Raw genomic sequence first — 12,656 nt, 5'->3', positions numbered from 1 at the left:
AATACATTAGTTCTTAGAATTTAAGCATAACTATTTACTCTTTCTGAGGTAAAAAGAACTCTTTATTGTTGTTGTATTGAAAGGGTATTGTATCAATAAATATTTTTAATTGTGAAAAGCAGCGTTATGCGCCAAGTCTCCGTTACAACTATTACATTTTCCAGCTGCGTCAGCCCCACCAATACAACCGTTGGTACAAGTATAATGATATTGTCCAGCAGCATTAGGACCAGAAGTGGGTAATGTTTCAGGAGTTGCTATTGGGGTGTTAGAAGTGTTGTTTTGGGTATTGTGAAACGCTTGGTTATGGGCAAGAGGCGTTTTACAAACAGAGCAAGTGGCTCCTTTGGTATTAGAGCTTCCCCCTTCACATTTATTAGGACAAATGTAATGTGCACCTCCAACAACATTAACAGAGGTGTTATTTGTATTAGGAAGCTTAGGTACTGGACGTTCGTTAAAAGGAACTGTTAATGGGTTTACAGGTGCTTTCTTTTCTTCTGTTTTACAAGAAAAAAGACAAGATAATAGTACTAATATTGAACATATTTTTTTCATATTCAAATATAAAAAAACCTCGTCAAAAATGACGAGGTTATAGTTATATAAAGTTTGAGAATTTTATAAGTGGATTACTTCATCATAAGCATCCGCTACAGCTTCCATAACCGCTTCACTCATCGTTGGGTGAGGGTGGATTGCTTTTAATACCTCATGACCTGTAGTTTCTAATTTACGACCTAGTACGGCTTCAGCAATCATATCAGTAACACCAGCTCCAATCATGTGGCATCCTAACCATTCACCATACTTAGCATCAAAAATAACTTTTACAAACCCATCAGGAGTCCCCGCTGCTTTTGCTTTACCAGATGCAGAGAATGGAAATTTACCAATCTTTAATTCATATCCCGCTTCTTTAGCTTGCTCTTCTGTTAAACCTACAGAAGCAATTTCAGGAGTAGCATAGGTACAACCAGGAATGTTTCCATAGTCAATTGCTTCAGTATGCAATCCCGCAATTTTTTCAACACAAGTAATTCCTTCCGCTGAAGCCACGTGTGCTAAGGCAGGACCAGGAGTGATATCTCCAATTGCATAGTATCCAGGAATGTTTGTTTGGTACCAATCGTTTACTAAAATTTTGTCTCTATCAGTAATAATCCCAACATCTTCCAAACCGATGTTTTCAATATTTGTTTTAATTCCAACAGCAGACAAAACGATATCTGCTTCTATAATTTCTTCTCCTTTTTTAGTTTTCACAGTTGCTTTTACTCCATCTCCAGAAGTATCAACAGCTTCAACAGAAGAACTAGTCATTACTTTAATTCCAGCTTTCTTGAAAGAACGCTCCATTTGTTTAGAAACATCTTTATCTTCCACAGGAACAATTGTAGGCATAAACTCAACTACAGTTACATCTGTTCCCATAGCGTTATAAAAGTGTGCAAACTCCACTCCAATAGCTCCCGAACCTACTACAATCATTGATTTTGGTTGTGTTGGTAAACTCATGGCTTCACGGTAACCAATTACTTTCTTACCATCCTGTGGTAAACTTGGTAATTCACGAGAACGAGCCCCGGTAGCAATGATAATGTGGTCTGCTGAATACTCAGTTACCTTACCATCTTTATCGGTAACAGCTACTTTTTTACCTGTTTTTACTTTACCAAATCCGTCGATGATATCGATTTTGTTTTTCTTCATTAAGAATTGAACACCTTTACTCATTCCTTCAGCAACACCACGACTACGCTTAATCACAGCTTCGAAGTCTTTATCGATAGCTTCAGCTTTTAAACCGTATTCATCAACATGCTTTAAATAATCATACACTTGAGCAGATTTTAATAATGCTTTGGTAGGAATACATCCCCAGTTTAAGCAAATTCCACCTAAGTTTTCTTTTTCTACTACAGCGGTTTTAAATCCTAATTGAGAGGCTCTAATTGCAGTAACATAACCTCCAGGACCACTTCCAATTATTAGTACGTCGTATTTCATGTTTTAAGATGTTTTATCGTTTAGTGTTTATTTTCAATATTAATTACAGTTAATGGTTGTATAGGATTAAAAACTACGTCTTTAATGCCTAGTTTTTTACTAATGAAGCTAAAGGCAACATGCGTAAAATAATGAATAAAAGTTAAACCAACTATGGCTAATAAAGGAACCCCAAATAATTGGTATGGCCAAAAATAAGTCCACGTTCCTAAATTAATGGCTATCATTTCACCCAGAGCTGGAAAAAATAAGGCCATTAAAAGAATTAAGGAGTTTCTTGTAGCATTAGATAAATTTGGGAACTGAGTATATATTTGAACTTCTATCCTGTACATTAAAACAAATGCACCAGCCCAACCAAAAAATAGCCATTTGGGAACCTGACTAGTAACATCGTGATATTCCCAATGATTATAAGTAGTTCCTAAATGCTCTACTAAAACCCCCATTAACCCTGTAAAAACAAGTCCAGCAACAAATATTGGACTATAGGTGTTGTTTTTTACTGAAGAGTAAATAGAATGAATTATTTTTAGACCTAATACAATGGCTAGTACTAAATCATATTGATGGAAAACACCAATAATAATTCCGCCAATTACTAATTTAAGGGTACTTAGAATGAGTATTTTTTTCATAAATACTACTTTTTTTACATTCTTTCTGGAACCTGAATTCCTAGTAATTTGAATGCTGATTTTATGGTATCAGCCACCTTTTTTGACAACTGAACTCTAAATATTTTTTTATTTTGATTTTCTTCTCCTAAAATTGATACGTTTTGGTAGAATGAGTTAAACTCTTTTACCAAGTCGTAGGTATAATTAGCAATCACAGCAGGGGAATAGTTACTCGCTGCTTGCTGAATAACCTCTGGATATAATTCTAACTGCTTGATTAATTCTTTTTCTTTCTCGTGTAATTCCACTTCGGCTCCGCTGAGTGAACCACTATAGTCGAAATCAGCTTTACGTAAGATAGACTGAATTCTTGCATAGGTATATTGTACAAACGGACCTGTATTTCCTTGGAAGTCTACCGATGCTTGGGGGTCAAACAAAATTCTCTTTTTAGGATCCACCTTTAAAATGAAGTATTTTAAAGCGCCCAATCCGATAATCGTATACAATTCTTCTTTTTCTTCAGTAGAATAGCCTTCTAACTTTCCTAATTCTTGTGAAATTTCACGAGCCGTATTGGTCATTTCATCCATTAAATCGTCAGCATCAACAACAGTACCCTCACGAGATTTCATTTTTCCTGAAGGTAAATCCACCATTCCGTAACTTAAGTGGAATAATTGTTTCGCCCAAAAATACCCTAATTTTTGTAAGATTAAGAACAATACTTTAAAGTGGTAATCTTGTTCGTTACCTACGGTATACACCATTCCGTTTACATCAGGAAAATCTTTAGAACGTTGAATGGCAGTTCCAATATCTTGGGTCATATACACGGCAGTTCCATCAGAACGTAACACTAGTTTTTCATCTAACCCTTCGTCGGTTAAATCACACCAAACAGAACCGTCTTCTTTTTGGAAGAAAACTCCGTTTTGTAATCCTTCCTCAATAATATCTTTTCCTAATAAGTAGGTATTACTTTCGTAGTATAATTTATCAAAGTTAACTCCGATGTTTTCATAAGTAACGTCGAAACCTTTGTATACCCATCCATTCATCATTTCCCAAAGAGAAACTACTTCTTTGTCTCCAGCTTCCCATTTACGCAACATTTCTTGTGCTTCAACAAAAAGAGGAGCTTGCTTTTTAGCATCGTCTTCAGAAATTCCTTTGGCAACTAATTCAGAAATTTCTTTCTTATACTCTTGATCGAATTTCACATAGTAATTTCCAACAAGTTTATCTCCTTTTAATCCGGTTGATTCAGGTGTTTGACCTTCTCCAAATTTTTTCCAAGCCAACATCGACTTACAAATATGGATACCACGATCGTTGATAATTTGTGTTTTATACACTTTATGTCCCGCAGCCTTTAAAATTTCAGCAACCGAATACCCTAATAATACATTACGAACATGCCCTAAGTGTAAAGGTTTGTTGGTATTTGGAGAGGAGTACTCTACCATTCGAGCATCTGTTTCGTCTTCTGTTACAAAACCATACGAAGCATTTGCCGCTATTTGATTAAAAAAGTTCACGTAGAAAGAATCGTCAACTACCAAGTTTAAAAAACCTTTTACAACATTGTAACTGGTAATTTCGTTGATGTTTTCAACTATATATTTTCCTAAGTCTTCACCAATTTGAACAGGATTTCCTTTTTTGTACCGCAACAAAGGGAAAACGACAACAGTAATGTCACCTTCAAAATCTTTACGGGTTGCTTGAAATTCTACACTAGGAATTTCTACATCATACAAGGCTAAAAATCCTTCTTTTACTTTCGCTTCAATTAACGATTGAATATTCATTGGTTCTTTTTAATTGTCGCACAAAATTAGTGTTTTTAATTTTTTCTTCCCACGATTTGCCCTATGATTTTTTAAGGTAGAATAATGTATGACTTCAAAGGTGCTTTCGTACCTTTGCGTTATGGATAAAGACCTTGAAAACTTACCAAAATTAGCCAAAGACGCTTTACAAGAAAATAAGAAGTACTTTCAACGATTAAAAAGGCGTACACCTAAACGTTTAGATTTATTGATGCAAGAATTGCATGAGGAAGAATTTGAACGTACCGACTGTTTAGCATGTGCAAATTGTTGTAAAACGACTTCACCAATCTTTACGGAAAAAGATATAGAGCGCATTGCAAAGCACTTAAAAATGAAGGTGATTGATTTTACCAATCAATATTTACAGCGAGATGAAGATAATTTCATGGTCTTACAATCTGCTCCGTGTACTTTTTTAGATGAATCAGATAATACATGTTTTATTTATGATGTGCGTCCTAAAGCATGTTCTGAATATCCACATACCAATCGTAAAAAGTTTATACAAATAGCAGATTTAACAATTAAAAATACCGAGGTTTGTCCTGCCACTTATAGAATAGTTGAGGAATTGAAAAAACGGTTACCTCAATCAGGAAGTTCTAAAAAATAAGTTGTTATAGATATTTTTTCTATTTTTAGGAAAAATATATCATAGTGGAAACCCTTATACATTATTTTGAAACGATTCCTTCTAGTCATAGAAGTATTATTTTAGTTGGAGGAATAACTTTTTTCTGGTTGTTAGAAGGCGCTGTGCCTTTATTTAGTTTTAAATATAATAAATGGAAACATGCATGGCCTAATTTATTTTTTACTGCTACTACGGTAATTATCAATTTTGCTTTGGCTTTTGTATTACTTAAAACAGCGGACTGGGTACAAGCAAATGATTTTGGACTCATTAATTGGCTACCTGAAATGCCATTAGGGTTGTATGTATTGTTAGGTGTGTTGTTTTTAGACTTCTTCGGAGCTTATTTAGCACATTTAGTAGAGCATAAAGTGAAACCTTTATGGATGGTACATTTAGTACATCATTCAGATCATAAGGTAGATACCACCACAGCAAACCGACATCACCCTATAGAAAGTGTTATTCGTTTTACATTTACATTACTAGGTGTTTTTTTAGTAGGAACGCCAATAGGTATAATCATGTTGTATCAATCTATGTCGTTAGTGTTTACACAACTAACTCATGCCAATATAAAAATGCCTAAAAGATTAGATAAAATATTAAGTTATGTGATTGTTTCACCTGATATGCATAAAGTGCACCATCATAACTTATTACCTTATACTGATTCCAACTACGGAAACATCTTTTCTATTTGGGATCGATTATTAGGAACGTATATGGAATTAGATAGAGAAAAAATAGTCTACGGAGTAGATACATTTCCTGATGAGAAAAAGAATTCTGATTTGTTAGAGTTGTTAAAACAGCCGTTTCAAGGATATCGAAAACCCACGAATTTAAAGGAAATTAAATAAAAAAAGCAAGCTGTTAAGCTTGCTTTTCTACTTCTTACCTTATTATAAAGGATAACAAATGTAACCCCGATAGCTTAAATCGGTGTAAGAATAAAAAAAGGTAGGTGTATTACCATTACTAGTTTGATTATGACACCTCCATCTCCAACTTGGAGTTACTGGATCAGAAGGAAACCTGTCAGGATCCGTTGTCGTGTCCACTCCGTCTAAATACCCACCAAAAGAGCCTCCTCCTGAAATTTCTTTTTGAGTTAAACTGTTTAGTTTTTGAACACCACTTAACTTTAAAATTTTTTTCAACATAATTTTTTAATTTGATTTATAACGTTAGCAAAACTATAACCGAAGTAGCGAAGAACTTTAGGTTAACGACTGTATTTTTAAAAGGAATAAACACTTGATTTATAGAGGGTATAAATTGAAATACACGCAAACCTTAGCAAATGTTCAGTACATAAGATTTATTTTAAAGGTGTTTTTCCTGTGGTATAAACAACAATTCCCCTGATAGTTAAGCTGTGGTGTTCGTATATATTTGATTTCATAATTAACCCCGAAAACTATTATTTTATGAAACAACTACAAAATTTTGTACTTGTAGGCGTCGCTTTTATGATGTTACAAGCATGTCAAAAAGATGACACTACAAGTGAACTGTTAAACAGCAAAAACTTAGAGGTAAAACAAGCTCGAGCCTATTACGCACCATGGGTATATGTGATGGATTGGCGTTTTAGTAGAGGCACTTGTACTACAGGTCCTGGAGTATGTTTTAAAAACGACTATGGTGACATACTTGTATATGGAAATGCAAGTTCAGGTTCATCAGAAGAAGTAAAAGAAACTTTTTCGAAACTTATGGAAGGAAATAACGATGAAGATAATGGTGTGATAGCATTCAGAAATGAAGGTGAATCATTGCGATTAGTATTCTCAAGAAGTTTAGAAGAAGAAGATTTCATTATTTCAGAAGACGTATCACTAAGAGATGATATTGTAAAGGAATTAGGTAAAACTAATATTACTTTACAAGCAGGTAAATACGTTGTAGATTATTCTCGTTTTAAAAACGGAGAGGTTTTAATACCTGTAAAAAATTAAAAAACTAACTAATCAAACGAATGAATTCTTAGCAAAGACTAAGAATCTCAAAAAATAAGAAAAAATGAAAAAACAAAATTTTTTATGGATGGCAGTGATGTGTTTTACATTGCTTTTTAGCTGTCAAAGCGAAGATATAATTGAAAATGAATCAAACAAAGAAGAAGTACAATTAGCTAAAGAAAGCACCGTAACAATTAATCACACCTACGATTATTACGGAAAGCAGTTTAAGGTAACTTACGTGTACAACGAAGAAAGTGGAGAAGTGCTGAAAACTGGAGGAGATGTAGATCTTGCTCAAGAAATTTTTGGAGATGAAGAACGAGCTCCAAAGTCATTATTTTTTGATAATCCAAAAGAAGGAAGTACTGATATAGAAGTTAAAGTTTTTGATAATGGAGAAGACTTAAAAAAATATACTTCAAAGGTTGCCGAAGGGTTTCCTGGCGATGAAGTAGCTACAGAAGGAAAATCATCAAAATGTAGTAGTTATGATGTATATGGAACAGGAGATTTTTACTTTTATAAGCATGCGTATTACAGTACAGAAATGACTGGAATGAGAAGGTTGAATAGATACTATTACAGAGATCATTGGGTAGGGTCAGGAAATAATGATCAACTATCTTCTTTACTGATAAGAAAACCTACCAACAGAAGACAAGTAGTGTATTTATATCAGCACTCTTGTTATGGAGGAAAAGTAATTGGTTTTTATGTCCCAACGGGATATATAGGAAGAAATATAGCGAACCTTAAGTGGTACACCATGTCTGGATGGTGGTGGTGGAAAAAATCTTGGAACGACCAAGTTTCTTCTACATCAGGCTGGGCTTGGTAATAAAATAAACGATATCGTATTTAGTTGCTTGTAAAATAATAAAAGAACCTCAGAAGATTTTTCTTCTGAGGTTTTATAATTGTTTTTAATTTTATTGGTTAATAAAGCTTTAGGTTATAAAAACGATTGAAATTTTAATTATTTTAAGTGTAGGTTAAATTCTGTTCTTAAATTTATGTTTCTCTCTTTATTGAGATATGAAAGTCTTTTTTTTAATAGAAGATAACTTTCTAAATCAATTTTAGGATTTATAGAGATTAGATAGTTTTTGTTAGGTTTTAAACTATCTAATTTATCAATATCGTTTATAGTTTTAAATTCTATTAAGTCAGGGGTGTAATTTCTAAAATATTCACCTCTACTTAATGATTTCGGTAGTTTATAATGTGTTTCAGAATTATAATGCTTTTCTATTTGTGAATTCCAAAATTGAAATTTGTCTAAATAACCATTGTACAAATTTGTCTTTGGGTCATAATTTGTTATTAATAAAGCTGCCCTTAAATTTCCTAGTTGGAAATAAGAGTTAATAAGATCAGAGGTTTCAATTCTATCACCAATATAGATAACAGGAACAGGAATATCAAAAAGTGAATCAAAAACAAAACGTCGTATTTCATTAAAATCGGAAGTGATTTTATCATTTAATTTTAATGTTGTGATTCCAGAACTACTTTTAAACATATGAAACCCACTATTAAACCTAACCAATGAATCAGTTGTAATTAGGTCTAAGTTTTGAATTTCTATTAAATCATAATTAATTAATTCATCGTTATAAGAATAATCATCCCAGAAGCCATATTTATTATTGTTTATAAGGATTGTTGAATCTTTATTATTAAAAGAAAAATTATAAACTAAAGTGTCTTTTTTTAAGTAATAAGTTATTTTGTTTTTAAATATTTTAAATTTTCCTTTTGAAACATATGTGTATATATCTTCTAAGTAAACAGAATCATTTTTAAAAGTTAATGAAGGTAAGTAATAGGAAGAACTATCTTTATCAATATTCATCCAAACCCCTTTAAAATTATCAGGGTTGAATTCTTTTTTACATGAAGTAAGACCTAAAAGAAATAAAAAATAGATTAACTTTCTCATAATGCAGTTTTTTTAATCTTATCAAAAATTAGACCTTTTTTCAATTAACTCCAATATTTTCTTGCCTCTGGCTTTACAGCCTTTACTTTCATGAATCACTTTGGTGCGAATTAGGTGTTCTAACTCAGGATGAACCCAGTTTTTTTGCAGTCCAAACAAATATAAAGTGTTCATAGTATAAGCTTTTACGGCTATTTTTTGGTCGGTAATTAACCAGTCGAATCCCGTTTCTATAATTAAATCAATATCAGTTTCTGTTAACTGTTCTTTTATTTTATTGGATGTTTTTGAGGTAAAAGCAGTTGCTAAATGCTCACAAATTTTAGCACATGGTCTTACAGCACTGTCAAAATGTACTCTAGATATATTGTTTGTAAAAACAGTCAAATAAGGAACAATATATTCAATTCCATTATGTGTACAAATCCATTCCAGCACCCAAACAGCTTTAATAGATAGTTTATTAGCAACATCAAAAGTAATATCAACTAAATATTTTATCAATTCAGGTTGTGTCAATACAATATTTGCAGCATTATTTCTGTTTACTCTAGCAGGGTTATCAACATTTTCTAACACAGAAATTAAAAAATCAAGACTCATATTGGTATGGTTTATGTAAATTTGAAAGGTAAAAGAAATTATAGCATGATAAATATAAAAAGGATATTTTCAATAGCACTTTTGTTTTCTGTATTTTTTATTACAGTTGCACAAGCTCAAAAAATAAATAAATTTGATGCTAATGGAAACAGACATGGAGTTTGGAAAAAATATTATGACGATACTAAAAATAAAATAAGGTACTCAGGCGAATTTAAAAATGGAAAAGAAGTAGGAACATTTAATTTTTATGAACCTAACTCTTATGGAATTCCTTCTATGACTAAAGAATTTTCTGCAAAATCAGATAGTGCTTTTGTACAATTTTTTACACCAAATGGAAAAGTAAAAACAAAAGGATGGATGATAGGAAAAAAACGAGTAGGAAAATGGACGTATTATTTTTCAGACGGAAAACTTTTTTCAGAAGAAGAATATGCTGATGGTAAATTAGATGGAGTTTTAAAAAACTACTACAGAAACGGTAAATTAACAGAGGAAAGTGTCTATAAAGAAGGTAAAAAAAATGGGCTATCTAAAATTTTTACTGAAGCAGGAATAATGATTGAAGAAGTGTATTATGTTGATGGAAAGTTAGAAGGAGAAGGAAAGTACTACGATTTAAAAGGAGGTTTAAAAGAAAAAGGAATGTATAAAAATGGTAAAAGAGACGGTAAATGGCAATTTTATATGGACGGAGAAGTCGTTACCGATAAGAGAAAAAGAACAGTACATTCAATACCAAAAAATTAATCTATAGAGATAGAAAGGATAAAGATAAGTTTATCCTCTTTTATAAAGTACCACAGTGGAGAATAAGAGTTTTATTTTCTGACTGGTCAATTTAAGAAAACTCTAAGAAAAGGTGAGAAACTAAGACATGTCACTGTCCATCAATTTTTACAATGAAGTCATCAATTATTTCCATAATAAAAAACGTTTATTATTTCGTAAATTTGCAGCTTCAAAAGTAAAAAATGAAAAGAGTAGTAGTAGGACTTTCAGGAGGTGTAGATAGTAGTGTAACTGCGTATTTACTAAAAGAACAGGGATACGAAGTTATTGGATTGTTCATGAAGAACTGGCACGACGATTCAGTAACCATTTCTAATGAATGTCCGTGGTTAGAAGATAGTAACGACGCTATGATTGTTGCAGAAAAATTAGGAATTCCTTTTCAAACAGTTGATTTAAGCGAACAATACAAAGAACGTATCGTTGACTATATGTTTAACGAATACGAAAAAGGTCGTACACCTAATCCTGATGTATTATGTAATCGAGAAATTAAGTTTGATGTGTTTATGGATATCGCATTAAGTTTAGGAGCTGATTATGTAGCTACAGGACATTATTGTAGAAAATCAGAAGAAATTATTGATGGAAAGCCTGTGTATAAATTATTAGCAGGAAAGGACACGAATAAAGACCAATCATACTTTTTATGTCAATTATCGCAAGAACAATTATCGAAAGCGTTATTTCCTATTGGAGAGTTGACAAAACCAGAAGTTCGTGAAATAGCCAAAGAAGCAGATTTAATTACAGCTGATAAAAAAGACAGCCAAGGCTTGTGTTTTATAGGAAAAGTAAGACTTCCAGACTTCTTACAACAAAAACTACAACCGAAAGAAGGAGATATTGTACGAATTCCAGACGAGTTTGAACAGTACAATCGTTCAGTTCCAGAATTTGAGAATAAAGAGGCAGAATTGGAATTTTTTTCAACGAAGTTCTCTTATAATAAAGAGGATGGAAAAGTAGTAGGAAAACATCAAGGAGCGCATTATTTTACAAAAGGTCAACGTAAAGGTTTAGCAGTTGGAGGTACCAAAGAACCATTGTTTGTAATTGAAACCGATGTAGATACCAACATTATTTATACAGGAGAAGGAAAAAATCACCAAGGATTGTATCGAAGTGTACTATTTGTATCAAATGAAGAACTACACTGGGTGCGTGAAGATGTAGCTTTACAAACTGGTGATTCTATGGAAGTAGAGGCACGTATTCGTTACCGACAACCATTAGAGAAAGCTACGTTGTATAAAGTTGACAAAGGAATTTATGTAGCGTTTGAAAATCCACAATCAGCTATTCAAGAAGGGCAGTTTGTTGCTTGGTATAAAAGCGAAGAGCTATTAGGTTCTGGTGTAATTTCGTAGAAAAAGAAAAATAATAAATTATGAAAAAAATATTGCTATTGTTTGTAGTATTCATTTGTGCTAATGGATACTCACAAAAAGACTCTATTTCTAATTATTTAGATAGAAAGTTTAAAATAACGTCAAATAAAAACGATGCTAAATATATTGAAACTAGTGTAAAAAAAGAAACTCTTTGGGAAAAGGTACTTTATTATAGAGACGGAAAAATCTTCAAGAAGGGGTTTTCAAAAAATAATAGAGGAAGCAGTTATGTAGGAAAATACCTTGAGTTCCACCGAAACGGAAAAATATCTAAAAGGGCTTTTTATGATGCTGAGGGAGAATTAGAAGGAAAAGTACTTACTTTATTTGATAATGGAAACAGAAATTATACAGGTTTCCATAAAAACGGAGTTCCATCAGGGTTATGGAAATACTATCATTACAACGGTAACCTAGCAGCAAAATTTTATTACGATATAAATGGAGATATAGAAAGGTATGTACTATTCAATGAAAAAGGAGAAGAGTTTAAGGATGATATTTATACAAAGTTTATAAAGCCTACTTTTAAAAATGGAGAAGAAGAATTTAGTTCGAAAATGAACTATTTAATAGATAATGTAAGCTATGCTATTAATACTGCAATTGATGTGAGTTTTATTATTGATGTTGATGGTAGTATTAGAGATGTATGGGTAGCTAATACAATTCCAAATAAATTAAGGAATGAAATAGCTGACTTTTTTGAATCTATAAAAGGATGGAAACCAGCAGTGGAAATGAATAGAAAAATACCATATAAATATAGCATTATGCTAAATTTTAAAACTAGAGTAATAGATTAATATATTGTTTTGAATAACAAAACGAAAAAAATACAACCTCGATT

14 protein-coding genes are annotated in these 12,656 nt (G+C 32.2%); 7 read left to right on the top strand and 7 right to left on the bottom strand.

Annotated features, from left to right (window positions below; all coding sequences use genetic code 11):
* Positions 1-105: 105 nt before the first annotated feature.
* The 4 genes from V1T75_RS02860 to argS form a co-directional block, all read right to left on the bottom strand.
* Positions 106-558, bottom strand: coding sequence for a hypothetical protein (locus V1T75_RS02860; RefSeq protein WP_330487062.1), 453 nt, complete (start codon positions 556-558; stop codon positions 106-108).
* 63 nt (positions 559-621) lie between these two features.
* Complete coding sequence (gene lpdA, locus V1T75_RS02855; protein WP_330487061.1) at positions 622-2,010, bottom strand: dihydrolipoyl dehydrogenase; 1,389 nt, start codon at positions 2,008-2,010, stop codon at positions 622-624.
* A 20-nt stretch (positions 2,011-2,030) separates the two neighbouring features.
* Positions 2,031-2,648, bottom strand: a complete 618-nt coding sequence (locus V1T75_RS02850) for a hypothetical protein (protein ID WP_330487060.1) — start codon at positions 2,646-2,648, stop codon at positions 2,031-2,033.
* 14 nt (positions 2,649-2,662) lie between these two features.
* Positions 2,663-4,444 (bottom strand): arginine--tRNA ligase, encoded by a 1,782-nt coding sequence (gene argS, locus V1T75_RS02845; protein ID WP_330487059.1) that lies wholly within the window; start codon positions 4,442-4,444, stop codon positions 2,663-2,665.
* A gap of 121 nt (positions 4,445-4,565) precedes the next feature.
* On the opposite strand from argS, the gene V1T75_RS02840 reads away from it, so the two are divergent.
* Positions 4,566-5,081, top strand: a complete 516-nt coding sequence (locus tag V1T75_RS02840; protein ID WP_330487058.1) for a YkgJ family cysteine cluster protein — start codon at positions 4,566-4,568, stop codon at positions 5,079-5,081.
* Positions 5,082-5,125: 44 nt separating this feature from the next.
* Positions 5,126-5,965, top strand: coding sequence for a sterol desaturase family protein (locus V1T75_RS02835; RefSeq protein ID WP_330487057.1), 840 nt, complete (start codon positions 5,126-5,128; stop codon positions 5,963-5,965).
* Between the two features lie 42 nt (positions 5,966-6,007).
* On the opposite strand, the gene V1T75_RS02830 is transcribed toward V1T75_RS02835, so the two are convergent.
* A complete protein-coding gene (locus tag V1T75_RS02830; protein WP_330487056.1) occupies positions 6,008-6,268 on the bottom strand; it encodes a hypothetical protein in 261 nt (86 codons plus the stop codon).
* Between the two features lie 267 nt (positions 6,269-6,535).
* On the opposite strand from V1T75_RS02830, the gene V1T75_RS02825 reads away from it, so the two are divergent.
* Both V1T75_RS02825 and V1T75_RS02820 read left to right on the top strand, forming a co-directional pair.
* On the top strand, positions 6,536-7,066 hold the full coding sequence (locus V1T75_RS02825) for a hypothetical protein (protein ID WP_330487055.1): 531 nt from the start codon (positions 6,536-6,538) through the stop codon (positions 7,064-7,066).
* 64 nt (positions 7,067-7,130) lie between these two features.
* Positions 7,131-7,910, top strand: a complete 780-nt coding sequence (locus tag V1T75_RS02820; protein ID WP_330487054.1) for a hypothetical protein — start codon at positions 7,131-7,133, stop codon at positions 7,908-7,910.
* Between the two features lie 138 nt (positions 7,911-8,048).
* Here the strand turns inward: V1T75_RS02820 and V1T75_RS02815 are convergent, their stop codons facing one another.
* Positions 8,049-9,014, bottom strand: a complete 966-nt coding sequence (locus V1T75_RS02815) for a hypothetical protein (protein WP_330487053.1) — start codon at positions 9,012-9,014, stop codon at positions 8,049-8,051.
* A gap of 21 nt (positions 9,015-9,035) precedes the next feature.
* Positions 9,036-9,617 (bottom strand): adenylosuccinate lyase, encoded by a 582-nt coding sequence (locus tag V1T75_RS02810; protein ID WP_330487052.1) that lies wholly within the window; start codon positions 9,615-9,617, stop codon positions 9,036-9,038.
* Between the two features lie 45 nt (positions 9,618-9,662).
* Here V1T75_RS02810 and V1T75_RS02805 point away from each other — a divergent pair, with 45 nt between their 5' ends.
* The 3 genes from V1T75_RS02805 to V1T75_RS02795 all read left to right on the top strand — a co-directional run bounded on the left by V1T75_RS02805 (position 9,663) and on the right by V1T75_RS02795 (position 12,612).
* A complete protein-coding gene (locus V1T75_RS02805) occupies positions 9,663-10,370 on the top strand; it encodes a toxin-antitoxin system YwqK family antitoxin (RefSeq protein ID WP_330487051.1) in 708 nt (235 codons plus the stop codon).
* A 224-nt stretch (positions 10,371-10,594) separates the two neighbouring features.
* Positions 10,595-11,782 (top strand): tRNA 2-thiouridine(34) synthase MnmA, encoded by a 1,188-nt coding sequence (mnmA, locus tag V1T75_RS02800; RefSeq protein WP_330487050.1) that lies wholly within the window; start codon positions 10,595-10,597, stop codon positions 11,780-11,782.
* A gap of 20 nt (positions 11,783-11,802) precedes the next feature.
* Positions 11,803-12,612, top strand: coding sequence for a toxin-antitoxin system YwqK family antitoxin (locus tag V1T75_RS02795; protein WP_330487049.1), 810 nt, complete (start codon positions 11,803-11,805; stop codon positions 12,610-12,612).
* The last annotated feature ends 44 nt before the right edge of the window (positions 12,613-12,656 follow it).

It is taken from the genome of Tenacibaculum sp. FZY0031 (genome assembly GCF_036350695.1).
In the GTDB taxonomy this organism is placed as follows: domain Bacteria; phylum Bacteroidota; class Bacteroidia; order Flavobacteriales; family Flavobacteriaceae; genus Polaribacter.
The sequence above is the reverse complement of the archived record's forward strand: the minus strand, read 5'-3'. Positions and strand labels throughout refer to the sequence as shown.

Bases quoted from the DNA above. Each gene is read 5' to 3' on its own strand.
- V1T75_RS02860 (WP_330487062.1), bottom strand. From the start codon at position 558: ATGAAAAAAATATGTTCAATATTAGTACTATTATCTTGTCTTTTTTCT.
- lpdA (WP_330487061.1), bottom strand. From the start codon at position 2,010: ATGAAATACGACGTACTAATAATTGGAAGTGGTCCTGGAGGTTATGTT.
- V1T75_RS02850 (WP_330487060.1), bottom strand. From the start codon at position 2,648: ATGAAAAAAATACTCATTCTAAGTACCCTTAAATTAGTAATTGGCGGA.
- argS (WP_330487059.1), bottom strand. From the start codon at position 4,444: ATGAATATTCAATCGTTAATTGAAGCGAAAGTAAAAGAAGGATTTTTA.
- V1T75_RS02840 (WP_330487058.1), top strand. From the start codon at position 4,566: ATGGATAAAGACCTTGAAAACTTACCAAAATTAGCCAAAGACGCTTTA.
- V1T75_RS02830 (WP_330487056.1), bottom strand. From the start codon at position 6,268: ATGTTGAAAAAAATTTTAAAGTTAAGTGGTGTTCAAAAACTAAACAGT.
- V1T75_RS02825 (WP_330487055.1), top strand. From the start codon at position 6,536: ATGAAACAACTACAAAATTTTGTACTTGTAGGCGTCGCTTTTATGATG.
- V1T75_RS02820 (WP_330487054.1), top strand. From the start codon at position 7,131: ATGAAAAAACAAAATTTTTTATGGATGGCAGTGATGTGTTTTACATTG.
- V1T75_RS02815 (WP_330487053.1), bottom strand. From the start codon at position 9,014: ATGAGAAAGTTAATCTATTTTTTATTTCTTTTAGGTCTTACTTCATGT.
- V1T75_RS02810 (WP_330487052.1), bottom strand. From the start codon at position 9,617: ATGAGTCTTGATTTTTTAATTTCTGTGTTAGAAAATGTTGATAACCCT.
- V1T75_RS02805 (WP_330487051.1), top strand. From the start codon at position 9,663: ATGATAAATATAAAAAGGATATTTTCAATAGCACTTTTGTTTTCTGTA.
- mnmA (WP_330487050.1), top strand. From the start codon at position 10,595: ATGAAAAGAGTAGTAGTAGGACTTTCAGGAGGTGTAGATAGTAGTGTA.
- V1T75_RS02795 (WP_330487049.1), top strand. From the start codon at position 11,803: ATGAAAAAAATATTGCTATTGTTTGTAGTATTCATTTGTGCTAATGGA.